The sequence below is a fragment of the Halorientalis sp. LT38 genome (genome assembly GCF_037031225.1).
In the GTDB taxonomy this organism is placed as follows: Archaea; Halobacteriota; Halobacteria; order Halobacteriales; family Haloarculaceae; genus Halorientalis; species Halorientalis halophila.
On record NZ_JAYEZN010000001.1, the window covers coordinates 2,127,284 to 2,148,887 of the forward strand.

The 21,604-nt window shown below is 67.2% G+C and carries 22 protein-coding genes; 8 read left to right on the plus strand and 14 right to left on the minus strand.

Annotated elements, in window-relative coordinates; genetic code table 11:
• Positions 1 to 57: 57 nt before the first annotated feature.
• The 9 genes from U5918_RS10860 to ahaH all read right to left on the minus strand — a co-directional run bounded on the left by U5918_RS10860 (position 58) and on the right by ahaH (position 8,902).
• Entirely contained in the window at positions 58 to 555 is a 498-nt protein-coding gene (locus U5918_RS10860; RefSeq protein WP_336001375.1) for a YciE/YciF ferroxidase family protein, read from the minus strand.
• A gap of 81 nt (positions 556 to 636) precedes the next feature.
• Complete coding sequence (locus U5918_RS10865) at positions 637 to 2,061, minus strand: ATP synthase subunit B (RefSeq protein WP_336001376.1); 1,425 nt, start codon at positions 2,059 to 2,061, stop codon at positions 637 to 639.
• Positions 2,061 to 3,821 carry an ATP synthase subunit A gene (locus U5918_RS10870; protein ID WP_336001377.1) on the minus strand — a complete coding sequence of 587 codons (1,761 nt, stop codon included), beginning with the start codon at positions 3,819 to 3,821 and terminating at the stop codon, positions 2,061 to 2,063. The genes U5918_RS10865 and U5918_RS10870 overlap by 1 nt, the downstream gene beginning before the upstream one ends.
• Positions 3,822 to 3,827: 6 nt before the next feature.
• On the minus strand, positions 3,828 to 4,154 hold the full coding sequence (locus tag U5918_RS10875) for a V-type ATP synthase subunit F (protein ID WP_336001378.1): 327 nt from the start codon (positions 4,152 to 4,154) through the stop codon (positions 3,828 to 3,830).
• Positions 4,151 to 5,215 (minus strand): V-type ATP synthase subunit C, encoded by a 1,065-nt coding sequence (locus tag U5918_RS10880; protein ID WP_336001379.1) that lies wholly within the window; start codon positions 5,213 to 5,215, stop codon positions 4,151 to 4,153. The genes U5918_RS10875 and U5918_RS10880 overlap by 4 nt, the downstream gene beginning before the upstream one ends.
• Positions 5,212 to 5,796, minus strand: a complete 585-nt coding sequence (locus U5918_RS10885) for a V-type ATP synthase subunit E (RefSeq protein WP_336001380.1) — start codon at positions 5,794 to 5,796, stop codon at positions 5,212 to 5,214. The genes U5918_RS10880 and U5918_RS10885 overlap by 4 nt, the downstream gene beginning before the upstream one ends.
• Positions 5,797 to 5,817: 21 nt before the next feature.
• A complete protein-coding gene (locus U5918_RS10890; protein WP_336001381.1) occupies positions 5,818 to 6,078 on the minus strand; it encodes a F0F1 ATP synthase subunit C in 261 nt (86 codons plus the stop codon).
• 219 nt (positions 6,079 to 6,297) lie between these two features.
• Entirely contained in the window at positions 6,298 to 8,583 is a 2,286-nt protein-coding gene (locus tag U5918_RS10895) for a V-type ATP synthase subunit I (protein ID WP_336001382.1), read from the minus strand.
• Positions 8,570 to 8,902, minus strand: a complete 333-nt coding sequence (ahaH, locus tag U5918_RS10900; RefSeq protein WP_336001383.1) for an ATP synthase archaeal subunit H — start codon at positions 8,900 to 8,902, stop codon at positions 8,570 to 8,572. Before ahaH ends, U5918_RS10895 begins: the two co-directional genes overlap by 14 nt.
• Before the next feature lie 191 nt (positions 8,903 to 9,093).
• Here ahaH and U5918_RS10905 point away from each other — a divergent pair, with 191 nt between their 5' ends.
• Entirely contained in the window at positions 9,094 to 9,717 is a 624-nt protein-coding gene (locus U5918_RS10905; protein WP_336001384.1) for a methyltransferase domain-containing protein, read from the plus strand.
• Between the two features lie 209 nt (positions 9,718 to 9,926).
• Here the strand turns inward: U5918_RS10905 and U5918_RS10910 are convergent, their stop codons facing one another.
• Both U5918_RS10910 and U5918_RS10915 read right to left on the minus strand, forming a co-directional pair.
• Positions 9,927 to 10,391 (minus strand): type IV pilin N-terminal domain-containing protein, encoded by a 465-nt coding sequence (locus U5918_RS10910; RefSeq protein ID WP_336001385.1) that lies wholly within the window; start codon positions 10,389 to 10,391, stop codon positions 9,927 to 9,929.
• Between the two features lie 48 nt (positions 10,392 to 10,439).
• A complete protein-coding gene (locus tag U5918_RS10915) occupies positions 10,440 to 11,684 on the minus strand; it encodes a DUF7096 domain-containing protein (RefSeq protein WP_336001386.1) in 1,245 nt (414 codons plus the stop codon).
• Positions 11,685 to 11,871: 187 nt separating this feature from the next.
• Here U5918_RS10915 and U5918_RS10920 point away from each other — a divergent pair, with 187 nt between their 5' ends.
• The 5 genes from U5918_RS10920 to U5918_RS10940 all read left to right on the plus strand — a co-directional run bounded on the left by U5918_RS10920 (position 11,872) and on the right by U5918_RS10940 (position 17,213).
• Positions 11,872 to 13,053 (plus strand): helix-turn-helix transcriptional regulator, encoded by a 1,182-nt coding sequence (locus U5918_RS10920; protein ID WP_336001387.1) that lies wholly within the window; start codon positions 11,872 to 11,874, stop codon positions 13,051 to 13,053.
• 120 nt (positions 13,054 to 13,173) lie between these two features.
• Complete coding sequence (locus U5918_RS10925) at positions 13,174 to 13,968, plus strand: electron transfer flavoprotein subunit beta/FixA family protein (protein ID WP_336001388.1); 795 nt, start codon at positions 13,174 to 13,176, stop codon at positions 13,966 to 13,968.
• Positions 13,965 to 14,936: an electron transfer flavoprotein subunit alpha/FixB family protein gene (locus tag U5918_RS10930; protein ID WP_336001389.1), complete on the plus strand. Its 972-nt coding sequence runs from the start codon at positions 13,965 to 13,967 to the stop codon at positions 14,934 to 14,936. Before U5918_RS10925 ends, U5918_RS10930 begins: the two co-directional genes overlap by 4 nt.
• A gap of 287 nt (positions 14,937 to 15,223) precedes the next feature.
• Entirely contained in the window at positions 15,224 to 16,285 is a 1,062-nt protein-coding gene (locus tag U5918_RS10935) for a zinc-dependent alcohol dehydrogenase family protein (RefSeq protein ID WP_336001390.1), read from the plus strand.
• Positions 16,286 to 16,370: 85 nt separating this feature from the next.
• Positions 16,371 to 17,213 carry a polyprenyl synthetase family protein gene (locus U5918_RS10940; protein ID WP_336001391.1) on the plus strand — a complete coding sequence of 281 codons (843 nt, stop codon included), beginning with the start codon at positions 16,371 to 16,373 and terminating at the stop codon, positions 17,211 to 17,213.
• 198 nt (positions 17,214 to 17,411) lie between these two features.
• Here U5918_RS10940 and U5918_RS10945 read toward each other — a convergent pair whose 3' ends face one another.
• Both U5918_RS10945 and U5918_RS10950 read right to left on the minus strand, forming a co-directional pair.
• Positions 17,412 to 17,660 (minus strand): type II toxin-antitoxin system HicB family antitoxin, encoded by a 249-nt coding sequence (locus U5918_RS10945; RefSeq protein WP_336001392.1) that lies wholly within the window; start codon positions 17,658 to 17,660, stop codon positions 17,412 to 17,414.
• An 81-nt stretch (positions 17,661 to 17,741) separates the two neighbouring features.
• Entirely contained in the window at positions 17,742 to 18,824 is a 1,083-nt protein-coding gene (locus U5918_RS10950; RefSeq protein ID WP_336001393.1) for a DUF373 family protein, read from the minus strand.
• A gap of 138 nt (positions 18,825 to 18,962) precedes the next feature.
• Between U5918_RS10950 and U5918_RS10955 the strand changes: the two genes are divergently transcribed.
• On the plus strand, positions 18,963 to 19,955 hold the full coding sequence (locus U5918_RS10955; protein WP_336001394.1) for a radical SAM protein: 993 nt from the start codon (positions 18,963 to 18,965) through the stop codon (positions 19,953 to 19,955).
• A 141-nt stretch (positions 19,956 to 20,096) separates the two neighbouring features.
• Positions 20,097 to 20,276, plus strand: coding sequence for a DUF7987 family protein (locus U5918_RS10960; protein ID WP_336001395.1), 180 nt, complete (start codon positions 20,097 to 20,099; stop codon positions 20,274 to 20,276).
• A gap of 485 nt (positions 20,277 to 20,761) precedes the next feature.
• Here the strand turns inward: U5918_RS10960 and U5918_RS10965 are convergent, their stop codons facing one another.
• Positions 20,762 to 21,472, minus strand: coding sequence for a DUF502 domain-containing protein (locus U5918_RS10965; RefSeq protein WP_336001396.1), 711 nt, complete (start codon positions 21,470 to 21,472; stop codon positions 20,762 to 20,764).
• Positions 21,473 to 21,604 lie beyond the last annotated feature (132 nt).

Genomic DNA, 21,604 nt, shown 5'->3' on the forward strand with positions numbered 1-21,604 from the left:
GCTCGCGGTTCGACGGCCGCGTCTGGATCCGGAAAATAGCGCGTGCGTCGGCCCGGTTCAGGCCGTGAGTTTCGCGTAGTCGAACTCCTCGGCGATCCCCTGGAGCTTCTGGAGGGCCTGGATCTCCTCGTCGAGATTCTCTCGGAGCGCCTTGGACACGTCGCTGTGCATCCCGCCCTCGTTGGCCCACTGGAGCATGTTCTCGTAGACCGTGATCTCGTAGCGCTCGGTCTTCTGGGCCGCCGTGACCGCGTAGCGGTCTTTGACCTCCTGGGACGGGTCCATCTCCGAGAGGAAGTGTTCGGTCTCCTCGACCATCCCCTTCGAGGCCATGCACTCCTCGCGCGTGGCCGATTCGCCCATCGCCTCGAACACCGTCTCCAGACGCTCGATCTGGTCCTCCGTCTGTTTCTCGTGCTCTTCGAAGGCGGTGACGATCTCCTCCTGTTCGGCGTGGTCGGCCAGTTTCGATAGCGCGTCGGTCAGGCGGTGTTCGGCGTCGTAGATGTCTTTGAGCTCGTTCAGGAACAGGTCTTCGAGTGCTTCGACGGCCATACCCGCAGGTACGGGGGATGAGTGGTTAGGCGCGGTGCCTGCGAGCGCAGGGCGAGAAAGACGGCGACGAAAATCGCGGCGTCAGTCGTCGGCTTCGACGGCCTCGGCCTGCTCGTCCTCGACGTAGTACTCCGCGATGAGTTCCTCGTCGATCCGGTTGAGCTCCTCCTTCGGGAGTTCCGAGAGCAGGTCCCAGCCCAGGTCGAGCGTCTCTTCGAGGCTGCGGTTCGTCCGGAAGCCCTGCTGGACGAACTCGGACTCGAAGGCGTCCGCGAAGTCGAGGTACTTGTTGTCACGCTCGGACAGGGCCTCGCGGCCGACGATGTTCACCAGGTCACGGAGGTCCTCACCTTCCGCGTACGCGGCGTACATCTGGTCGGACACGTCGGCGTGGTCCTCGCGGGTCAGCCCCTCGCCGATACCGTCGTCCATCAGTCGGCTGAGCGAGGGCAGCACGTAGACCGGCGGCTCGACGCCCTGGCTGTTGAGGTCCCGATCGACGTAGATCTGGCCCTCGGTAATGTAGCCGGTCAGGTCCGGGATCGGGTGGGTGTCGTCGTCGCCGGGCATCGTGAGGATCGGGATCTGGGTCACCGAGCCGTCGTTGCCCTCGATACGGCCGGCCCGCTCGTAGAGCTGGGCCAGGTCCGTGTACATGTACCCCGGGTAGCCACGCCGACCGGGGACCTCCTCGCGGGCGGCCCCGATCTCGCGTAGCGCCTCGCAGTAGTTGGTCATGTCCGTCAGGATGACCAGGACGTGGTAGTCCTTCTCGAAGGCGAGGTACTCCGCGGTCGTCAGCGCCAGTCGCGGCGTGACCGTCCGCTCGACTGCGGGGTCGTCCGCGAGGTTCATGAAGACGACCGAGCGTTCGAGCGCGCCGGTGCGCTCGAAGTCGTCCATGAACTCGTTGGCCTCCTCCTGGGTGATCCCCATCGCGCCGAAGATCACTGCGAACTCGGAGCCCTCGCCGTCGTCGCTGTCGTCGTCCTCTTCCGGCACGGTCGCCTGCCGGGCGATCTGGAGTGCGAGGTCGCTGTGGGGCAGCCCCGACGCCGAGAAGATGGGGAGCTTCTGGCCCCGGACCAGCGTGTTCATGCCGTCGATGGCGGAGACGCCGGTCTGGATGAACTCCTCGGGGTACTCCCGGGAGTAGGGGTTGATCGCCTCGCCGACGATCGGTCGTTCCTCGTCCGGTTCGATCTCGGGCCCACCGTCGATGGGCTCACCGGTCCCGCTCAGGACGCGCCCGAGCAGGTCCTCGGTGAGCTTCATCTGCATGGTCTCGCCGAGGAAGCGGACGGAGGAGTTGCGGTCGATCCCCTCGGTCCCCTCGAACACCTGGATGGCGACGAAGTCGCTCGTCGATTCGAGCACCTGGCCGCGACGGGTCTGGCCGTCGGGGGTCTCGATCTCGACGATCTCGTCGTAGCCGACGGGTTCGTCGACCTCGGCGAACACCAGCGGGCCGCTGATTTCCGTGATGGTCTGGTATTCTTTCTGCATTAGTAGAGCTCCCTGATCTGGTCCGCGATGTCGTCTTCCAGTTCGTCGATGTAGCTCTCCCACTCCTCCTGCACGCCGATGCGGTTCAGGCGGGGGAGCGCCTCGACGTCCGTGATCTCCTCGACCGGGACGCCGGCCTCCAGCGCGTCGAAGGCCTCGTCGTTGAACGTCTTGATCGCCCCGAGGATCCCGTAGGTCTTCTCGGGTTCACAGAAGGTGTCGATGTCGTTGAACGCGTCCTGCTGGAGCCAGGCTTCACGGAGGTACCGTGCAACCTCCAGGGTCAGCTGCTGGTCCTCCGGCAGTGCGTCCTTGCCGACGAGCTGGACGATCTCCTGCAGTTCCGTCTCCTCGTCGAGGACGTCGATCGCCCACTGGCGCTGTTCGGGCCAGTCGGCGGCGACGTTGTCCTCGAACCACGGGTCCAGCTGATTCCGGTACAGCGAGTACGACTCGTTCCAGTTGATCGCCGGGAAGTGCCGACGTTCCGCGAGGTCGGCGTCCAGCGCCCAGAAGGTCTTGACGATACGCAGGGTGTTCTGGGTGACCGGCTCCGAGAAGTCACCGCCCGGCGGGGAGACGGCCCCGATGGCCGACACCGACCCCTCCGTGCCGTTGATGTTCTCGAAGTAGCCGGCGCGCTCGTAGAACTCCGCGAGGCGGGCGGCCAGGTAGGCCGGGTAGCCCTCCTCGCCGGGCATCTCCTCGAGTCGCGAGGAGATCTCCCGCATGGCCTCGGCCCACCGCGAGGTGGAGTCGGCCATCAGCGCCACGTCGTAGCCCATGTCGCGGAAGTACTCCGCGATGGTGATCCCCGTGTAGATGCAGGACTCACGGGCCGCGACGGGCATGTTCGAGGTGTTGGCGATGAGGCACGTCCGGTCCATCAGCGCGTTGCCGGTGGTCGGGTCCTCGAGTTCCGGGAAGTCCTCGATCACTTCCGTCATCTCGTTGCCGCGCTCGCCACAGCCGACGTAGACGACGATGTCCGCGTCGGCCCACTTGGCGAGCTGGTGCTGGGTGACCGTCTTCCCGGAGCCGAAGGGCCCGGGAATCGCGGCCGTCCCGCCCTTCGCGATGGGGAACAGGCCGTCGAGGATGCGCTGGCCGGAGACGAGCGGCGTCTTCGGCGTCCGCTTTTCCTCGGCCGGGCGCTGGGAGCGGACGGGCCACTCCTGGCGCATCTGGATCTCCTCGCCGTTGTCGAGTTCGACGACCGTCTCCTCGACGTTGAAATCGCCGGACTCGATGTGCGTGACTTCGCCGCCCTCGTAGTCGGGCGGGACCATCACCTTGTGGTCGATGCTGGGCGTCTCCGGGACGGTGCCGACGATGTCGTTCGGGCCGACCTCGTCGCCTTCCTCGACCTCGGGGGTGAACTCCCAGGTCTTCTCCAGGTCGATCCCGGGGGCGTCGACCCCGCGGTCGAGGAACGCCGACCCCATCTTCTCCTCGAGGACGTCTAGCGGGCGCTGGACGCCGTCGTAGATGGCGTCGAGCATCCCCGGCCCGAGGTCCACGGAGAGGGGTGCGCCCGTCGACTCGACGGGTTCGCCCGGTGCGACCGCGGAGGTCTCCTCGTACACCTGGATGGTCGTGATGTTCCCTTCGATCTCGATGACCTCGCCCATCAGTCCCTCGTGACCGACGTAGACGACGTCGTTCATCTTCGCGTCGAGGTCGACCGCCGTCACGACGGGACCGCTCACGCTCTCGATCTGTCCGTCTTCGCGGACGTCGGATTCCGTTGCTTGACTCATTCGTAGTTAGTCTTCCTCCATGAGGTCGATGCCGATAGCTCGTTTGATCTGCTCTCGCAGCCCGCCGCTGCCGGCCCCCTCGCCGCCGAGGGTGACGAGCACCGGTTCGACGCTCGTCTCGACGTCGTCGCGGACGCCCCGCGACAGGTGCTCGAGGTCGTCGTCGTACATCACGAGGATGCCGACGTCGTCGTCCCCGAGCATCTCCTCGACCGCCGCGTCCAGTTCCGTCGCCTTCTCCTCGCTGGGGACGTCCGCGAACTTGCGGACGCCCGCCAGCCGGAAGCCGGTCGTGAAGTCCGGACTGCCGACGACGGCGATCTCCTGGCTCATAGTATCACCAGTTCGGTCTCGATCTCCTCCTGCGAGAGGCCGGCCTCCCGACCGCGCGCGATCGCGCGGATGTTGTCGACCTCCCGCTCCTTGGCGAGGACGTACGCCAGGACCGGACAGACCGACAGCGGGTACCGGTTCGACAGCCGCCCGGAGTACTCGAGCAGCGCCGCGTCGACGGCGCGCTCGAACTCGAGCAGGCTGCCCGCCTCTTCGAGGGCGTCCAGGCCCTCGCGCAACTCGTCGCCGTAGCGACTCTGGCGGACGTGCTCGACCAGCCGGTCCACGTCGCCGGCCAGCTGGCGGATGTCGTTCGTGTCGAACAGGTCGCCGCCCTCGATGTAGTACTCCTCGGGCTCCATGTCCGCGCCGCTCCGGGCGATCCGGAAGGCGTTGCGAAGGTTGCGGAAGTCGACCTCCGCGCTCAGGAACTCGACGTACAGCGCCATCGGCCGACTGGGCTCGGCCGGGAGCCCGGTCAGCAGTTCCTCGTAGAACGCCCGGTCGAGGGCGTTCTCCAGGGGCACCAGCACGTCGCTCTCCTCGAAGACCTCGTAGGCCTCCGCGAGCGCGTCGCCGTAGCGCGTCGTTTCGAGCCGTTCGACGACGCCCTGGATCGAGCCGGCCGCCAGCAGTTCGTCGAGGAGTCCCTCGTCGAACTCGCCGGCGCGGATCAGGTCGGTCTCGATTCCCTCGCGGCTCTCGCCGGAGTAGAGCCCGCGGATGATCGTCTTGACGTTCCAGACGTCGAACTTCCGGAGGTAGCGGACGATGTAGCCGTAGAGCTCGCCTTCGGACCACCGCAGCAGGTCGTCGAAGTGCTTGGCGACGTTGCGGTTCAGTGCGAACTCGATGAGGTCGACCCCGGAGTGGCGAGCGGCGAGCGCGTTCATCTCGGTCTCGTACTCGCTTTCCTCCATGAAGCGGGCGATCTCGCCCGTCCCCATCCGGACCAGCTTCCGGTAGTCGTCGTCGTCGAACAGCACGGCCCGGCGCGAACGGACCCGCGCGATCACGTACTCGTAATTGCCCGGGCCGCTCGTTTTCTCGGTGTCGATCATTGCTCGAACAGATCGTCGCTGATCTCGCCCAGGTTCTCCTCCCAGACGTCCTCGAGGATCGCGTCGAAGGTGTTGGTCACCTGGACGCGGGACTGCTCGCTGGAGACCACGACGCCGCCGAGGCAGTCGTACTCGCCCGCGTAGCTCCCCTCGACCTCGCGGTCTTCGAGCAGCGACTCGATCAGTTCCTCGTCGTCGGCGCGGCCCCGCACTGCCAGGTCGCCGTCGTCGTCGAACTCCGAGACGGCGGCGTCGAGCAGCGCGCCGGTCAGCTCCTCGCGCTTTTCGCCGTCCAGACTCTCGATCTCGTCCTCGACCGCCTCGCGCACCTCGCCCAGGACGTTCCGTCGGGCCTCGAGTCGGGCCTGTTTGGCCTCCAGTTTCGCGCTGGAGAGGCGCTGTTCGCGCTCCTGTGCGATGGTCGATTCCACGTCGGCCTCGCGCTCGTTTCGGATCTCCTCGGCGTCGCGTTCGGCCGCCGAGCGGATCTCTTCGGCCTCGGCTTCCGCCTCGGACCGAATGTCCTCCGCACGCGCGCGGGCTTTCTCCCGTATGTCCTCTACGACTGTATCAAGGCTCATCGTTAGAAATGGGAAGCGGTGTTAGACGAAGACGACGACCAGGGCCAGGATGACGAGCGTCTCCGGCAGCACCGTCAGGATCAGCCCACGGCCGAACATCTCGTCGTTCTCGGCGATCGCCCCGACGGCGGCCGCCCCGATCCCGCGCTCCGCGTAGCCCGCACCGAGGGCCGCCAGACCGACCGCCAGCGCCGCCGCCGCGCCCGTCGGGATGGCGGGCTGCGGGTTGAATTCCTGGAGAAGCGTTACCAGCACCGTCGTGAGTTCGAGTGCTTCGAGCATGATTACGTCCTCAAGTGTGTCTCCGAACAGGCTGATATCACCCTAGCGGCCCCATAAAACTTCCCAAATACCGTCGTCAGCGCGTGAAAACCAAGTGTGAGACGGTCTCACGGTTCGATCGGCTAACGGGACGAGTGCGCCCGCGTTTCGCTTCCCGCAACATTCGCGCCCGCCAGCGACCGCCCGGGGCGGCCGGTCAGTTCCGGCCGCCGGTCGGCCTCAGTCCTCGGCGGTGTACTCCCGCTCGTAGCCGAACGGGGTGTACTTCCGACCGCCGCCCTCGTAGAACTTCCCGAAGAACTCCACGTACTCGAGACGGACCCCCTGCAGGCCGGCGCTGGTGACGCCCAGCGCGAGCACGAGCAGGTGGCCGATCACGAGGATGAGGATGCCGACGAGGATGCCGGCGACCCCCGAGTGGACGAGCCCGCCGAACATGATCTCGACGACCTCGTACCCGTGGTACGTCGTGCCGGCTTCGGGCATCCCGCCGGTCCCGAAGTGCCAGGCTTCGCCGCCGTGCTCTTCGGTGACGTAGACGCCGAAGACCAGCAGGTTGACCACGAAGGCCATCGCGGCCTTGGCCAGCAGCACCGCCGCGATCCGGGTGTAAGAGAGCACGTTGACGAGCACGTTCAGGAACTCGACGCCCTCGACGGGCTCTGCGTTGACGAGCAAGACGAGTCCCACGAAGAACGCACCCAGGCCGACGAGCCCGAACGGCTCCGGGAGCCCGGCGAAGCCGAGCGGGAGCGGGTGCCCGTTGAAGACGCTGTCGGACCCGTAGAGCAGGCCCGGTGCGCTACCGAAGGCGCCGCCGAAGATCCACGCCCAGATGCCAAAGAGCATCAGCAGCCACGACCCGCTCTCGCCCATCGCGTCGCCGAAGCCGTGACTCTGGAAATTGTGGACGAAGTCGAGAACCCACCCGATCGCGAGGTGGACCATTCCGGCCAGCAGGCTGATCACGAGCCAGGCCTGCGCCCAGGTGCTGTGGTAGGGCTGGAGGCCCTTGTGGATCGGCGCGGAACCGCCCCACAGGTACTCGGCGATGTAGTGGAATCCGAAGATCTCGCCGTAGAGGATCCCGAAGATCGCGGTGAACGCACCGGCCCAGATGCCGACGCCGCCGAGACTCCGCAGCATGTCGCTGTCGAAGCTACTGTAGAGCCAGTAGCCCAGCACGATGTAGAGGATCCCGTACCCCAGGTCGCCGATCATGAACCCGAAGAAGGCCGGGAAGGTCAGGAAGAGCAGGACGGTCGGGTCGAACTCCGAGTACTTCGGCCGGTTGATGACCCCGACCAGTGCCTCGAAGGGCTTGGCCGGGCCCGGGTTGTCCTGCACGACCGGCGGGTCCTCGTCGCCCATCGTGACGTTACCCCCGTCCGCAACAGGCTCTTTCTCCTGTTCCTGCTCGGCCTCCTCGGACTCGGCGGCCGAGGCCGCCGAGTCCGGGGAGTCCGTGCTGACCGGGGATCCGACGCCGCCGGTCTCGCCCTCGGTCGCGCCGCCTTCCTCGGCCACGTCCTCCGTGTGGTGGACGTGCCCGTCGGTATCGTACTCGGCGCGTTCGAGTTCCTCGACCTCGACGCGGTCGCCGACGGTCGAATCGAGCGCGGCGACCAGCTCTTCGTACTGCTCCGTCGGGAGCCACCCTTCGGCGACGAAGGCGTTCTCCGTCGTCGCGAAGGAGAGGGGCGCTTCGGACTTCTGTGCCTCGATGGCCAGGGTCTCCTCGGCCGCGAGCAGGAAGCCCGCGACGTCGAGGCGGAGGTCGCCGAGTTCGTCCTCGACGGTACCGAGTTTGGATTCGAGCTGCTGTTTGCGGTGGTGTAGCTCCGAGATGTACTCCTCGGGGCTGCCCTCGGCGTCGGGCACCTCGTAGGACTGATAGCGCGCGCCGACGAGCAGGTCCTGGACGGTGACGTCGGTCCCCGTCGTGGGGTCCCCGTCCTCGGGATAGACGAAGACGGCGACGGCGTCGCCCTCCGAGAACACCTCGAAGTCGGCGACGCGGTCGGAGTCTGCGAGTTCGGCTTCGATGGCGTCGGCGTCGCCCTCGCCCACGCCGACCGCGAGCGAGTCGTAGCCGGTCAGCAGGTCCAGATCGAGGCCGAGCGCGGCGAAGGGCTCGACGCTGTCGATGTTCTCCTCGACCGTCCGGAGTTCGTCTTTCAGTCCGTCGCGGCGGTCGTCGAGTTCGTTGACCTCTTCGCGGATCTCGCCGAGTTCCTCGTCGAGGGCCTCCTCGGTGACCAGCCGGGTCGGGCCGGCGTCGGTCTCCGCCACGCCGAGGATGGACTTCAGCGAGCGGACGGTGACGAGTTTCTCCGAGGCCTCGTTGCCGCCCTCGACGGTGTCGCCGGGCTCGAAGCCCTCCCAGGCGCCGTCGTAGTCGGTGAGATCAACCAGTCGGAGGTCGTGCATGGCCTCGACGACCGGCTCCATGACCTGTTTGGAGCCGGTCACCGAGACGCGGCTCATCCGCTCAGGTCTGAGCATGCACCGCCTCCTCGAACAGGTCTGTCACGCGGTCGATCACCTCGTCGCGCTGGTCGGCGGCCTGTGCCTCCAGCGCCTCGCGCTGTTCGTCGCCCTCTGCGAGGATGCGCTCGCGCTCTTCCTCGATCTCGGCGCGAGCGTCCTCGAGGCGCTCCTGTGCGATCTCCTCGGCCTCCTCTCGGGCCTGCTGGCGGATCTCCTCGGCCTCCTCTCGGGCCTCCTCGATGAGCGCCTCGGCCTCCTGCTCGGCCTCGGCGACGATATCGTCGGCCTCGTCTTCGGTCTCTTTGATCCGGTCGAGAACCTCTGGCCTTGGCATTTGAATCATCCGGAACTAGCACCAACGCCTATTTGGTAGTTGCGAAGTTTGCCGCCCGAACCGCTCGTTCGCAGTCGTGTGACAGGTTCACGGCCCGCTCCGCGTCCGGGACCGTGGCCCGACCCGTGCCGGCCCCGTCCGATGGACGGAAATCCGGGGAATTATGAGCCGGAGCGCCGAAACGACGACCAATGGGAGTGCTCGAAGACAAGTCCCGGGCTCGCCTCTTCTACAAGTACCTCTCGAAGGTGTACGACCGGATCAACCCGTTCATCTGGAACGAGCAGATGCGGACCGCGGCCATCGACCTGCTCGACATCGAACCGGACGACCGGGTGCTGGACGTGGGGTGTGGCACCGGCTTCGCGACCGAGGGCCTGCTCTCCCGCGTCGATACGGTCTACGGGCTCGACCAGAGCCCCCACCAGCTTGAGAAGGCCTACGAGAAGTTCGGCAAACGCGACGGCCCCGTCCAGTTCCACCTCGGCGACGCCGAGCGGCTCCCCTTCCGCGACGACGCCTTCGACGTGGTCTGGTCCTCGGGCTCAATCGAGTACTGGCCCAACCCGGTCGACGCCCTCAGGGAGTGTCGCCGCGTCGCGAAACCCGGCGGCCAGGTGCTGATCGTCGGCCCGAACTACCCGAACTCGACGATCTTCCAGAAGCTCGCCGACGCGATCATGCTGTTCTACGACGAGCACGAGGCCGACCGGATGTTCCGCGAGGCCGGCTTCACCGCCTTCGAGCACTACACGATGGGCCCCGACTACAACCCCGAAATCGCGATTACTACCGTGGCGAAGGTGCCGGAGTAGGAGAGTATTGTACCGAGCGCGACCAACGGGAGCGCTCGGCTTTTTCGCCCACGTTTTTCGACGTTCACGAGAGCGGAACTCTCGTGAGCAAACCAGAAATCGGAGATTTCTGGTGTGAGCGGTGGCGAGCGTAGCGAGTCACCCGAGGAGAAAAAGGTGGAATCCGGAGATCGCGATTACTACCGTGGCGCAGGTGCCGGAGTAGCCCGTCAGGCGACCGTTTCCAGCGTAGCCAGTTTTCTGCCGTCCAGATAGAGTGCCACGGTGACCTCCGAACCCTCGCCGGGGAGCGGTGCGTTCGTTCCCGCAAGCTCGAAACTCGCCCGCTCGCCGGCCGTCCAGCGCTCGTCGCCGGCGACGTTGACGGGGCCGGTCGGCCCCGAGACGAACCCGGTGGTCGCGAAGAAGGGGACCGGCGGCTGGTGGGCGAGCGGCTCGCCGTCGATCCGGACCCGGATTCGGAGGTCCGCGACGGACACGGCGTCGCCGCCGCTGTGCGTGAGGGTGATTCGGTTCGCGTCGGCGTCGACCTGCAACTCGAACGCGGTTCTCGTGGGGTCGTCGCCCGCGGGCGCGGCGCCGAAGGCGGTGGCCCCGACGACCGAGGCGGCGAGGACGGCGACGAGGGTCAGGAGGGCGACGCCGACGACGGAACTGAGCGCGCGAGTCGACACGCGGGAGGGTGGTCCCGGCTTCCCACTTCAATCTCCGCTCGTCCCGGCTCAGTCCGCGACCCCGGTGACGGAGACGGTTTCGTTGCCGACGGCGGCCTCGACGCGGACGGACGCGTCGGGCTGGAGCGTCCAGAGGCGGCCGTTCTCGCCGGTCTGGCCGACGTACTGACCGTCGACCCTGATCCGGGCGTCCTCGGCCGCGCCGGTCACGGAGTCGCGGACGGTGACCTGCATCGGACCGGTCGGGTGGCTGAGGTTCGCCTCGACGGTGAGGTCGGCGGTCTCGTTCGTCCCGGTGACGGTCTGCCCCGGCGGCAGGACGGAGAGCCGTTTCACCTGCTCTTCGAGGAAGACGTCGGCGCTGGCCCCGTCGAGGTAGGTCACGAGTTCGCCGTGGGCGTGGTTGATGTTGATCCGGTAGACGCTGTGGACGCCCAGCGGGACGACGCCGGGGCTCGTGACCCGGTTCTCGTCGGCCCAGGGGTACAGCCCGAGCGCGAAGTCGTAGGCGTTCTCGAAGTCGTCGTTGAACCGGTCGTCGCCGCTCTGTCGGTACCGCCCGTCGATGTACGCCTCGCGCTCGTAGGTCTGCTCGCCGCGAGCGATCTTCGCGAGGACGAGGCCGCCGTCGGTCGTCGACACGAACTGGTCGAGCCGACTGCGGTCGCCGACGAGCGCGCGCCGGATGCTCGTGCGCTGGTCCGTGGAGTAGAGCATCGTGGCCTGTCTGAGTTCGTCGAATCGGTCGTCGACTTCGGCCGGCACGGAGTAGCCCGTCGTCGTCTGCTGGATGGTCCGGATCCCGTTGCGAACCTCCCTGGCCCGGACGTCGACGACGGCGAAGCGTTTGAACAGCGTCTCCGCCGTGATGCGGCCGGCGGTGAACTCACCGATCGACCGCCGCTGGTATCGCCGGATCGCAGTCGTCCGGTTCTCGATGTCGTCCGCGGCCCGTTCGAGGACGGTCACGCGCGCAGACGAGTTCGGGGCCGATCGGAAGGCCTCGACGGTGGTCTGGTCGACGAACGACTCCTGCAGGCGGGCGCTGTCGATCGCGGCGGCGGCCCCGAGGTCGAGCGATGCGTTGCCGAACGCGCTGCGCTGTGGGTTGCCTCCGGGGAGCGCGAGGTAGTTACTGGTGTTCGCCGAGGTGGCGATCGGTGCCGTGGCGGGACGGGACGCGTCCTGCGCCGTCGGCTGGACGGGCGTCGCGGGTGAGAGGGCCGGCGTGCCGGCTGCCACCGTCGCGGTGAGCAGCAGCACGCAGAGGAGGACGGGGGATGCGTGTCGCATAGCGGATATATGGCACATGGACGTGGGACTACAAAAAACCCGACCGAGTGTGGTCGCACCGCCACACCTGTTACTCGAACTAACATTACATCGCCGCCTGAGGGCTGCTTAGACGTTTCACGGCCGCTCCTGACGCTTTCTCACCTGATGGAAAGTGTTTTCCCCGAGGCGCGAGCAGAGACGACTAATGTTGACGCGGGCACATGCCGCCCTGCTCGCCTCACTCGCCCTCCTCCTGACCGCCGGTCCCGTGGTCGGGCCAGCGCTCGCCTCCGGCCCCGTCGCGGACGGACCGGCGGTCGAACGCGACGCGGTCGCCGCCCAGACGGCCGACGGGGACCTGCGGCCGCCGGACACCGACTTCCGGATCCAGGTGTCGCCGAACGGGGACGCCCAGTGGACGGTCACGCGGAACTACACGGTCGCGACGGAGGCCGAGCGAGCGGCGTTCAGGTCGATCGCACAGCGGTTCGAGAACGGCCAGGGACTGAAGACGCTCCAGACGGCCCGGCGGGCCAGCGACCTGGCCGCCGACGCGACCGGCCGGGAGATGGGCATCACCGGCGTCTCGAGGGAGAGCGCCCTCGACGACGGCACCGGCGAACTCGTCCTCGAGTTCACCTGGACCGCCTTCGCCCGGCAGTCCGACGGGTTCCTCTACCTCGACGACGTGTTCGTCGCCGCCGACGGGACGTGGTTCCCCACGCTGGGGACGAACCAGTCGCTGACCATCGTGCCGCCGCGACCGTACGACCTCTACAGTGCGTCACCGGCGGGCTACCAGGTCTCGAACGCCTCGCTCCAGTGGACGGGCCAGCAGTCCTTCGATCGCGGCCAGCCGGCGGTCGTCTACGAGCGCCGCGGGGACGCGGGGTCGAACACCACCGGCGATCCGGTGTCGGGCGGGCTTCCACTGGTGTGGGTGTTCGCCGCCGCCGCGGTCGTCCTGGCCGTGCTGGTGGCGTACCTGCTCGCGACGCGCGACGTCGACCTGCCGTCCCCCGCGACGACCGCCAGTGGTAGCGACGCGGACGACGGCCCGGGCGATGCGGCCTCCGTGGCGGGCGGCGCGGCCGCGTCGACGACCGACGGCGGGACGACGGCGGCCGACCCGGACCCCGGAGACGCCGACATCGACGAGGAACTGCTGAGCGACGAGGAGCGCATCGAGCGGTTGCTCGAGCAAAACGGCGGCCGCATGAAGCAGGCCAACATCGTCGACGAGACCGACTGGTCGAACGCCAAGGTCTCGCAGTTGCTCTCGGCGATGGACAACGAGGGCCGGATCGACAAGCTCCGGATCGGTCGCGAGAACCTCATCTCCTTCCCCGACGAGGACGTCACCGACGGCGGCGACGACGGCGTCTGAGACGTCGCGTTCGGGCCGGACGAGGGCCCACGCGCGCTTCCGGGTCGGGGAATGAACGGTTTTCCGCGGTTTCGACGTTCGGAAACGTTTAACGGGGAGTAAATCCCAGTTCCGATGAGCATGAAGATTCTCGTAACGGTAAAGGAGGTGGCGGAAGTCGAGGACGAGTTCGAGATCTCGGGCGGTGATATCGCCGAGCAGTATCTCGAATACGACCTCAACGAGTGGGACGACTACGCGGTCGAGGAGGCCGTCCAGATCAGCGAGGACGTCGACGACGTGGAGGTCGTCACGGCCACGATCGGTCCGGAGCGGGCCGAGGAGACGATCCGGATGGCACTCGCGAAGGGCGCCGACCGCGCGATCCGCGTGTGGGACGACGACCTCGAGGCAGACAGCTATCTCGACGTCGACTCGAAGGCCGAACTGCTGGCCGCGGTCGTCGAGGAGGAAGCCCCCGATCTGGTCCTGACCGGCGTGCAGGCCGGCGACGAGGCCAACGGTGCGACGGGCGTCACACTGGCCGAGAAGATCGGCTTCGAGTGGGCCGCAGTCGTCAACCAGCTCGATCTGGACGTCGAGGGCGGCGTCGCCAACGTCCACCGCGAACTGGAGGGCGGCGTCGAGGAGCTCACCGAGGTCGAGAGCCCCGCCGTGCTCACGATCCAGTCGGGGATCAACGAGCCCCGCTACGCCAGCCTGCGCGGCATCCGCCAGGCCCAGAGCAAGCCGCTCGACGTCAAGACCCTCGGAGACGTTGGTCTCGACGCGAGCGTGCTCGAGAGCTCGCTGAACCAGACCGACCTGTACGAGCCCGAGTCCGAGGGCGACGCGACCGTCTGGAGCGGCGACGCCGAGGAGACGGCCGGGGAACTGGCTGCGTTCCTCCGCGACAAGGGGGTGGTCGAGGCATGAGTGACGTCCTCGCCATCACGGAACACCGCCGCGGCGAACTGCGCGACGTGAGTCTCGAGATGGTCTCGGCCGGCCGCGACCTGGCCGACCAGACCGGCGGCGACCTGCACCTGGCCGTCGTCAGCGGCGACGTCGACGCGCTGGCCGACGACGTCAACCGCGAGGGCGCCGACGCCATCCACACCGTCGAGTACGGTGAGGAGTTCAACCACGACGTCTACACGCAGGCCATCGAGCAGCTCTACGCAGAGGTCGACCCGCAGTTCCTGCTGGCGCCGAACTCGGTCAACGGGATGGACTACGCGCCCGCCGTCGCCGAGGGCCTCGCGCTGCCCCTGGTGACCGACGCGATCGACCTGGCCTACGACGACGGCCTCACCGTCACCCGCGAGGAGTACGGCGGCAAGGTCGAGACGACCATCGACGTCGAGGAGGACCACGCCGCGGTCACGATCCGGCCCGCCGAGTGGCCCCAGGCCGAGGGGACCGGCGACGCCGCGATCGAGGCGTTCGACGCCGACATCGACGAGAGCGAGATCAAGTCCACCGTCACCGGCTACGAGGAGGTCGCCGGCGGTGACGTCGACATCAGCGAGGCGGACTTCCTGGTCTCGATCGGCCGCGGGATCGACGAGGAGGAGAACCTCCCGCTGATCGAGGCGCTGGTCGAGGCGACCGACGCCACGCTGTCGTCGTCCCGACCGATCGTCGACAACGGCTGGCTGCCCGCCAACCGGCAGGTCGGCCAGTCCGGAAAGGTCGTCACGCCCGACGTCTACATCGCCATCGGTATCTCCGGCGCCGTCCAGCACGTCGCCGGCATGAAGGGCGCCGACACCATCGTCGCGATCAACACGGACCCCAACGCGCCCATCTGGGACCTCGCCGACTACGGCATCGAAGACGACCTCTTCGACGTCGTCCCCGCGCTCATCGAGGAGTTCGGCGGCGAAGTGCCGGACCTCTGATCGGCTAACTCTCTCCGTTTTTTCGCCGGCCGTGAGCGACGCGAGCGGCCGGCTTTTTTCGCCCACGTTTTTGCGCGAGTGGTCGCAGCAGGCGACCCGAGCGGAAAAAGGTGGCATCCGAGGAGTTCGGCGGCGAAGTGCCGGACCTCTGATCGGCTAACTCTCTCCATTTTTGGCGCAACGCGAATCCGGGGTGCGGTTTCGCTGCCTCCCGTCACCCGGTCCGCCTTGGTACCCTTCAGAAGCCAGCGCGCACCTTTATCCCCGTACCACTCCTCGGACCTGCTATGCGAGCAGCAGTACTCGAGGACCACGGCGAACCGCTGGCCATAGAGGACGTCGACGCGCCGGAGCCGGCGCCCCACGGGGTCGTCGTCGAGACAGAGGCCTGCGGGATCTGCCGCAGCGACTGGCACGTCTGGCAGGGTGACTGGGACTGGCTGGGGATCGACGCCGGGGCGGGACAGATCCTCGGTCACGAACCGGCAGGCCACGTCGTCGCGGTGGGCGACGAAGTCGAGACCGTCCGGGAGGGCGACCACGTCGCCATCCCGTTCAACCTGGGCGACGGGCAGTGCCCGGAGTGTCGGACCGGGCACTCGAACACCTGCGAGAACGGGATGCCGCTGGGCTTCATCGAACAGGCGCAGGGCGCGTTCGCCGAGCAGGTGCACGTCCCCTTCGCCGACCACAACGCGGTCGAACTCCCCGAGGGCGTCACCTCCGTCGACATGGCGGGGCTGGGCTGTCGGTTCATGACGTCGTTCCACGGGCTGGCCCACCGCGCGGACGTGAACGCGGGCGACTGGGTGGCCGTCCACGGCTGCGGCGGCGTCGGCCTCTCCGCCGTCCACATCGCGGACGCGCTGGGCGCGAACGTGATCGCGGTGGACCTGAAAGACGACAAGCTCGCCCAGGCCGCCGAGCTCGGAGCGGTCGAGACGGTCAACGCCGCCGAGACCGAGCGCGTCCCGAAGGCGATCAAGGGGCTGACCGACGGCGGGGCGGCGGTCAGCGTCGACGCGCTGGGGATCGCCGAAACCAGCCGCAACTCCGTGCAGAGCCTGGGCAACCGCGGGCAGCACCTCCAGATCGGGCTGACGACGGAGGCGGAGAAGGGGTCGGTGTCGCTCCCGACCGACGCGATGGTGATGCAGGAGATCGAGTTCCTGGGTTCCTACGGGATGCCGGTGTCGAGCTACGACGAGATCTTCCGGATGGTCGCGACGGGCAAGATCGATCCCAGTGCCGTGGTCTCGGAGACCGTGGGGCTGGAAGACGTCTCGGACAGGCTGGCGGCGATGACCGACTTCGAGACCGACGGGATCCCCGTCGTCGACTCCTTCTGAGCGGCTCCGCCCGCCGAGGGCGACGGTGTGGGCCGAACGATGCGGTTCGTTACCCTCATTGACCCCTGGTCCTAACGCCACGGCAATGGAGTATCTGGAGCGCCGACGGGCGCTCGTCGAGGAGCGGCTCGAAGCGGTCCTCGACGGGGTCGAGCCAGCGGAGCTGGCCGACGAGCTGGATCACGTCACGCTGTCGGGGGGCAAGCGGGTCCGCCCGACGGTGACGGTGCTGGTCTGTGAGTCGCTGGGCGGCGATCCGGAGGCGGCGGTCGACTACGCGGTGGGGATCGAACTCGTCCACAACGCCTCGCTGGTGATCGACGACATCATCGACGACTCGGCGGTCCGCCGGGACGTCCCCAGCGCGTGGGCCGAGTTCGGCTACGGCCCGGCGATCATCGCCTCCGACGGGCTGCTGGGGGAGGCGTTCGCGCTGTTCTCGGCCGACGAGCGAGCGATGCAGGCCGTCGCGGAGTCGATGGTCGAACTCGGCGAGGGCGAGGCGACGGAGCTGGTCGCCCGGCCCGAAAACGAGGCCGAGTACGTTGAGCTGGCCCGCCGGAAGACGGGGGCGCTGTTCCGCGCGGCGGCCGAACTGGGCGCCATCGCGGCCGACGCCGACGCCTACACGGTCGAGGCGCTCGGCCGGTACGCCGAGCGAGTGGGCATCGCGTTCCAGATGCGCGACGACGTGCTCGACGCGACCGCCGAGGCCGAGGACCTCGGGAAACCGACGGGCCACGACGAGGAGATGGACCGCCCGTCGTTCGTGCAGGTGACCGATCTCACGCCGGAGGAGGCCAACGAGCGCGCACGCGAGATGTCGGACGAGGCGCTGGCGTCGCTGTCGACGGTCGACGCGGCGGACTCGGAGGCGCTGGCGTATCTGGAGGACCTGGCCGAGTTCGTGGTCGTACGAGAGAGATAGCGAGGGCTCGCTCCGCTAGCCCTCGCTACTCACGGGTCGCTTCGCTCTCACGGACTGCGTCCGTTCGAGTCGAGGTCGAAGACCTCGCACTCCCCGTTCGTGATTAACGCGACTCTCCCTGCGGTCGAGCCGCGCTCCGCTCGCGGCTCCCGGTGGTCACCGCTCGCAATTTCCGAGGCCTCACTGCGTTCGTCCTCGCTACTGCATGAAATCCGGAAGATCCCGTGGATCGGTGACCTTGGCGGGATCGATCCCGTGGTCTTCGAGGAAGGCCACCTCGTCGCCGATGGCGGTGCCCTCGTCGTCGGTGTAGAGGGAGACGGCTTCGTCCAGCACTTCGAGGGCCTGCTGGCGCGTCTCGCCCTGGCTGACCACACTGGTCCCGACGTCGACCGCGGACCAGCCGTTGTCCTCTTCGATGAGACGGATCTCCCGACTATCGGTCATGCCAGTAGGGTACGAGCGACGGTGGAATAAGCGTTCTGTCGGTGTCGGGCGGTGTAGCGGTGCGGTCGCGCGCACGATCGGTCAGGCGGAGGGACGCTCGGCCCGGTCCCGGGACTCGACGACGGCGAAGGCGAGCGTGCTGACGAGGCCGAGGATGGTCCCGCCCGTCAGGGTGGCCGCCAGGAAGGACAGGGTCACCTGATCGAGGAAGTAGGCGCTCATGCCGTAGAGGACGGCGGCGATGGCGACGACGTAGAACGGGGCGTTGAGGTAGTGCCACTGGAACTCGCCGGCGAGGAACTCGTCGGTGACGCGGCCCAGGCTGGAGGTGATGCCGGCGGCGGCGAACCAGCGGACGGCGCCGTTGACGACCGCCGAGACGACCTCGAGCACGCTCAACTCCGGGCGTGCGGACTGGGCGGCGTCCAGCGCCTGGAGTCCCTCGGCGCCGCCGATCAGCAGCAGCGCCGCCGCGACCACGGAGGTGATCAGCGTCACGCGACCGGCGTAGAACACCGACCGGAGGCGATCGATGGCCGAGTCCAGCGCCCGTTCGGCGCCGAGCCCCCGACCGAGGATGTACAGGCCGAGCAGCCCCGAGGTGAGGCCGAACACGGCGCCGGGGAGGCCGAGGTAGTCGGCGATGATGGCGAGGGGATAGATGAGAAGCAGGATGCCGAGGGGGACGAGGATGGTCCCGCGAGTCTCGGGGTCGTCGAGGACCTGCTTGATCGTGTAATACATCGATTCGAGGTCCTGTGCCTGGCGGACGACGACGCGCTGGACGCCGTCGATGTAGACGCGGGAGCGGATGACGGGGACGACGGACTCGTCCTGGGCCCCGTCGGTGACGACGATGGCGCGGACGTCGTCGCTGGCGGAGATGCTCGCGAGGACGGTGTCGACCTCCTCGCCCACCTTCCGGTTCGCCGCCACGTCGCTGCCGTCGACGCCGGTCACCGCGGCGACCTCGACGTCCTCGTCCTCGATGGACTTCTGGAGGTGCAGGCCCTCGAACAGCACGTTGACGTCGCTGTCCTCGGGGTCGGCGGTCGCCAGGGCGACGGCGGCCTCCTCGACGGCGTCGCGGCCGATCACCGGCGTCTCGAGGCCGGTCTTGCGACCGAGGTCGTCGTCGAGGTCCACGCACAGGACCAGCAGCATCGTTTGCCCCTTCGCCGCTGTGGTTTATCTGCTTTTGGGCGGCGGGCCCGTGCCGAGGCTCGCCTCGCGACCCACCGGTCGACTCGCCGACCCGTTTCGCACGGCTTTTGCCGCTCGACGGGAAACGAAGGGTAACCGATGATCTCGAAGGGCTGTGAACAGTGCGCCGAGGGCGGCAAGCTCGTCCTCTTCGTCTACGGCTACTGCGACCAGCGCGACTGTTTCTACTGCCCGCTCGGCGAGAACCGCAAGAACGTCACCGACGTGTACGCCAACGAACGCCTCGTCGAGGCGGACCATGACGTCATCGAGGAGGCCGAGCGGATGGACGCCCTCGGCGCCTCGATCACCGGCGGCGAGCCCCAGGAGGCGATGGAGCGGACCTGCCGCTATCTCTCCCTCCTCAAGGACGAGTACGGCGAGGACTTCCACACGCACCTCTACACCGGCATCACGGGCGGGCGCGAGAACATGCGCCGCCTGAGCGAGGCCGGTCTCGACGAGATCCGTTTTCACCCACCGTTCGAGCAGTGGGGCGACCTGCACGGCACCGAGTGGGAGGACATCCTCTACGCCGCCCGCGAGGAGGGTCTCACTCCCGCGTTCGAGATTCCGGGCATCCGCCCGGAGGAAGAGTTCCTCGACTTCCTGGACGAGGGCGCCGCCGACTTCTGCAACGTCAACGAGTTCGAGATGTCCGACGGGAACTACCGCCGGATGCAGGAGGAGGGCTTCGAGCTGAAGGACGGCCACATGAGCGCCGTCGAGGACACCCGCGAGGAGATCCTCGAGGTCATGGGCGACCACGAGAAGGTCTACTTCTGTACGTCCGTGTTCAAGGACGCCGCCCAGCACCGCCGCCGCCTGAAGCGCATGGCCCGGCAGATCCGGCGCGAGTTCGACGAGGTGACCGACGACGGCACCCTCGTCTACGGGAAGACCTGGGCCGAGCCCGAACGGTTCGAGGCCCTCGGTGTGCCCGAGGAGTTCTACACGGTGAAGTCGGACCACGTCGAAGTGGCGTGGTGGCTGCTGGAGGAGATGGTCGAGGACGGCGATCTGGAGAAAGGCGAGATCGTCGAGCAGTACCCGACCTACGACGGGCAAGTGGTCGAGAGAACTCCGGTCTGAATTCAGTGCAACAACTTCCCGGACGCTCGCCTCGTTGGCGCGGTTGCGAGGGCTCAGTGTAGAAAGTGCAGCTTGTATCCAGCTCTACCGCGATTATATCCATCTCACAAGAATAAGTATCGAGGAGACAATTCGACAGGTATGGTCTCTCGCAAAAACGAAATCGTGTTCGCGTGTGCTGTCATGGGGATCGTTCTCGCCGCACTGGTTGACGATGGGCTAGACGCTCCGGTATTCGTGTCGACCAGTGTCCTGGTTTTTACCGCAGCAGTTCTCCCGATGGTTATCAATAATTACCTCGAGACAGTGGAGAGGGCTTGAGTAGAGACGGTACGCCGGTAGATCCATTCGAACGCGGACTCTCGATCCCCGTTCAGTTCACACGCCTGCCGGCAGCTGTAGCGCGGAATTTGCGTGGGGAACCATCAGCCGCGCGAGTAGTGGGCCGCCGGTCCCGCTGGTAGCCGGCGGGAAGCCGTTCGAAAGGCGCCGACTGCCTTTCGTGACGTCGCCGGAAGGCTTCGACTTCTGGCTGTAAGCGGGAACTCGGAGAGTTCCCGCAATGACGAGAGAGCGTCGCTCTCTCGGACCACGTCGGCGACGAAGCGAGTGCGGTTCACCGTCAGCGCGCCGCTCTGACGAGCCATCGCTCCGTGGTCACTCACGATGACACCGGACGCGAGGCGAAGCCGACCGTTCGTGACGTTTTTGTACTACAGTTTTGCGAGTAGTGAGGGACGCTCCGCGCCCCTCATTCGATGCGAACGGGCGGGAGGCGCCCGTTCGCATGGCGGGAGCCGACGGGCTCACGAGCCGTCCTGCTCGGGAGCACGCAGGTCGAAGGGGACGTCGGAGTCCTGTGGGTCCTTCTCGACTGCGACACCGAACGAGACGATCGAAGAGATCCCTTCTTCGACGCTGAGATCGACCGGGTGGACCTCGCTTTCTGAGATGTGAAGGATGAACCCGCCCATGAAGGGATTCGGGCCCATCGGCATGAAGACGGTGAGCATATCGTCTTCGTCGGTCGCCGCCTCGATTCGCTCAGGGGGGTGCGACGTCTGGAACGCGAGCGAGTACGATCCCGCCTTCGGAAACTCGACGAGGACGACCTCCTGGAAATTCTGGGTGTCTCCCTCTACCAACATCGTGCTGATCTGATCGAGGGGTCCGTAGATGGATCTGAACCCGGGAATGTGAGCGATAGTGGCGTCAAGTCCCTCCTTCAGGCGGTCGCCCCCGAAACGGCTCTCGGTGATCGCCCCGACGGAAAAGATGGTCAGGACCAACACGACGAGAGAGATGAGCTGGGGGACCAGGCGGGAGCGCATCCCCAACCCCTCCTGGATCGGGATCACTAACGGATCCAACAGGCCCGAGAGGAAATTGACGATGAGCAGGAACAGGAACGCGGCTATCAGCACCGGCAGCACGATCGCGGTCCCGGTGAGGAGCGTTTGCCGGAGATAGTCGTCGATGCTGCCCTTCGTGCCCTGGCGCGTGTCACCCTTTGGCATAGGGTGCCGTAGTGAGCGGTGGCGGTTAAAGGGCGCCGACTCGGCCGATCGAGGCCTGCAGGTCGGACTACGGGCGGCCAGGAATCGGGGCGTTCCGGCAACAGCACGGGAGTGCGTCGCTCTCTCGACCGA

What these genes read in the sequence shown, in the direction of transcription:
- U5918_RS10860 (WP_336001375.1), bottom strand. Translation starts at nt 555, where the DNA reads ATGGCCGTCGAAGCACTCGAAGACCTGTTCCTGAACGAGCTCAAAGAC.
- U5918_RS10865 (WP_336001376.1), bottom strand. Translation starts at nt 2,061, where the DNA reads ATGCAGAAAGAATACCAGACCATCACGGAAATCAGCGGCCCGCTGGTG.
- U5918_RS10870 (WP_336001377.1), bottom strand. Translation starts at nt 3,821, where the DNA reads ATGAGTCAAGCAACGGAATCCGACGTCCGCGAAGACGGACAGATCGAG.
- U5918_RS10875 (WP_336001378.1), bottom strand. Translation starts at nt 4,154, where the DNA reads ATGAGCCAGGAGATCGCCGTCGTCGGCAGTCCGGACTTCACGACCGGC.
- U5918_RS10880 (WP_336001379.1), bottom strand. Translation starts at nt 5,215, where the DNA reads ATGATCGACACCGAGAAAACGAGCGGCCCGGGCAATTACGAGTACGTG.
- U5918_RS10885 (WP_336001380.1), bottom strand. Translation starts at nt 5,796, where the DNA reads ATGAGCCTTGATACAGTCGTAGAGGACATACGGGAGAAAGCCCGCGCG.
- U5918_RS10890 (WP_336001381.1), bottom strand. Translation starts at nt 6,078, where the DNA reads ATGCTCGAAGCACTCGAACTCACGACGGTGCTGGTAACGCTTCTCCAG.
- U5918_RS10895 (WP_336001382.1), bottom strand. Translation starts at nt 8,583, where the DNA reads ATGCTCAGACCTGAGCGGATGAGCCGCGTCTCGGTGACCGGCTCCAAA.
- ahaH (WP_336001383.1), bottom strand. Translation starts at nt 8,902, where the DNA reads ATGCCAAGGCCAGAGGTTCTCGACCGGATCAAAGAGACCGAAGACGAG.
- U5918_RS10905 (WP_336001384.1), top strand. Translation starts at nt 9,094, where the DNA reads ATGGGAGTGCTCGAAGACAAGTCCCGGGCTCGCCTCTTCTACAAGTAC.
- U5918_RS10915 (WP_336001386.1), bottom strand. Translation starts at nt 11,684, where the DNA reads ATGCGACACGCATCCCCCGTCCTCCTCTGCGTGCTGCTGCTCACCGCG.
- U5918_RS10920 (WP_336001387.1), top strand. Translation starts at nt 11,872, where the DNA reads ATGTTGACGCGGGCACATGCCGCCCTGCTCGCCTCACTCGCCCTCCTC.
- U5918_RS10925 (WP_336001388.1), top strand. Translation starts at nt 13,174, where the DNA reads ATGAAGATTCTCGTAACGGTAAAGGAGGTGGCGGAAGTCGAGGACGAG.
- U5918_RS10930 (WP_336001389.1), top strand. Translation starts at nt 13,965, where the DNA reads ATGAGTGACGTCCTCGCCATCACGGAACACCGCCGCGGCGAACTGCGC.
- U5918_RS10935 (WP_336001390.1), top strand. Translation starts at nt 15,224, where the DNA reads ATGCGAGCAGCAGTACTCGAGGACCACGGCGAACCGCTGGCCATAGAG.
- U5918_RS10940 (WP_336001391.1), top strand. Translation starts at nt 16,371, where the DNA reads ATGGAGTATCTGGAGCGCCGACGGGCGCTCGTCGAGGAGCGGCTCGAA.
- U5918_RS10945 (WP_336001392.1), bottom strand. Translation starts at nt 17,660, where the DNA reads ATGACCGATAGTCGGGAGATCCGTCTCATCGAAGAGGACAACGGCTGG.
- U5918_RS10950 (WP_336001393.1), bottom strand. Translation starts at nt 18,824, where the DNA reads ATGCTGCTGGTCCTGTGCGTGGACCTCGACGACGACCTCGGTCGCAAG.
- U5918_RS10955 (WP_336001394.1), top strand. Translation starts at nt 18,963, where the DNA reads ATGATCTCGAAGGGCTGTGAACAGTGCGCCGAGGGCGGCAAGCTCGTC.
- U5918_RS10960 (WP_336001395.1), top strand. Translation starts at nt 20,097, where the DNA reads ATGGTCTCTCGCAAAAACGAAATCGTGTTCGCGTGTGCTGTCATGGGG.
- U5918_RS10965 (WP_336001396.1), bottom strand. Translation starts at nt 21,472, where the DNA reads ATGCCAAAGGGTGACACGCGCCAGGGCACGAAGGGCAGCATCGACGAC.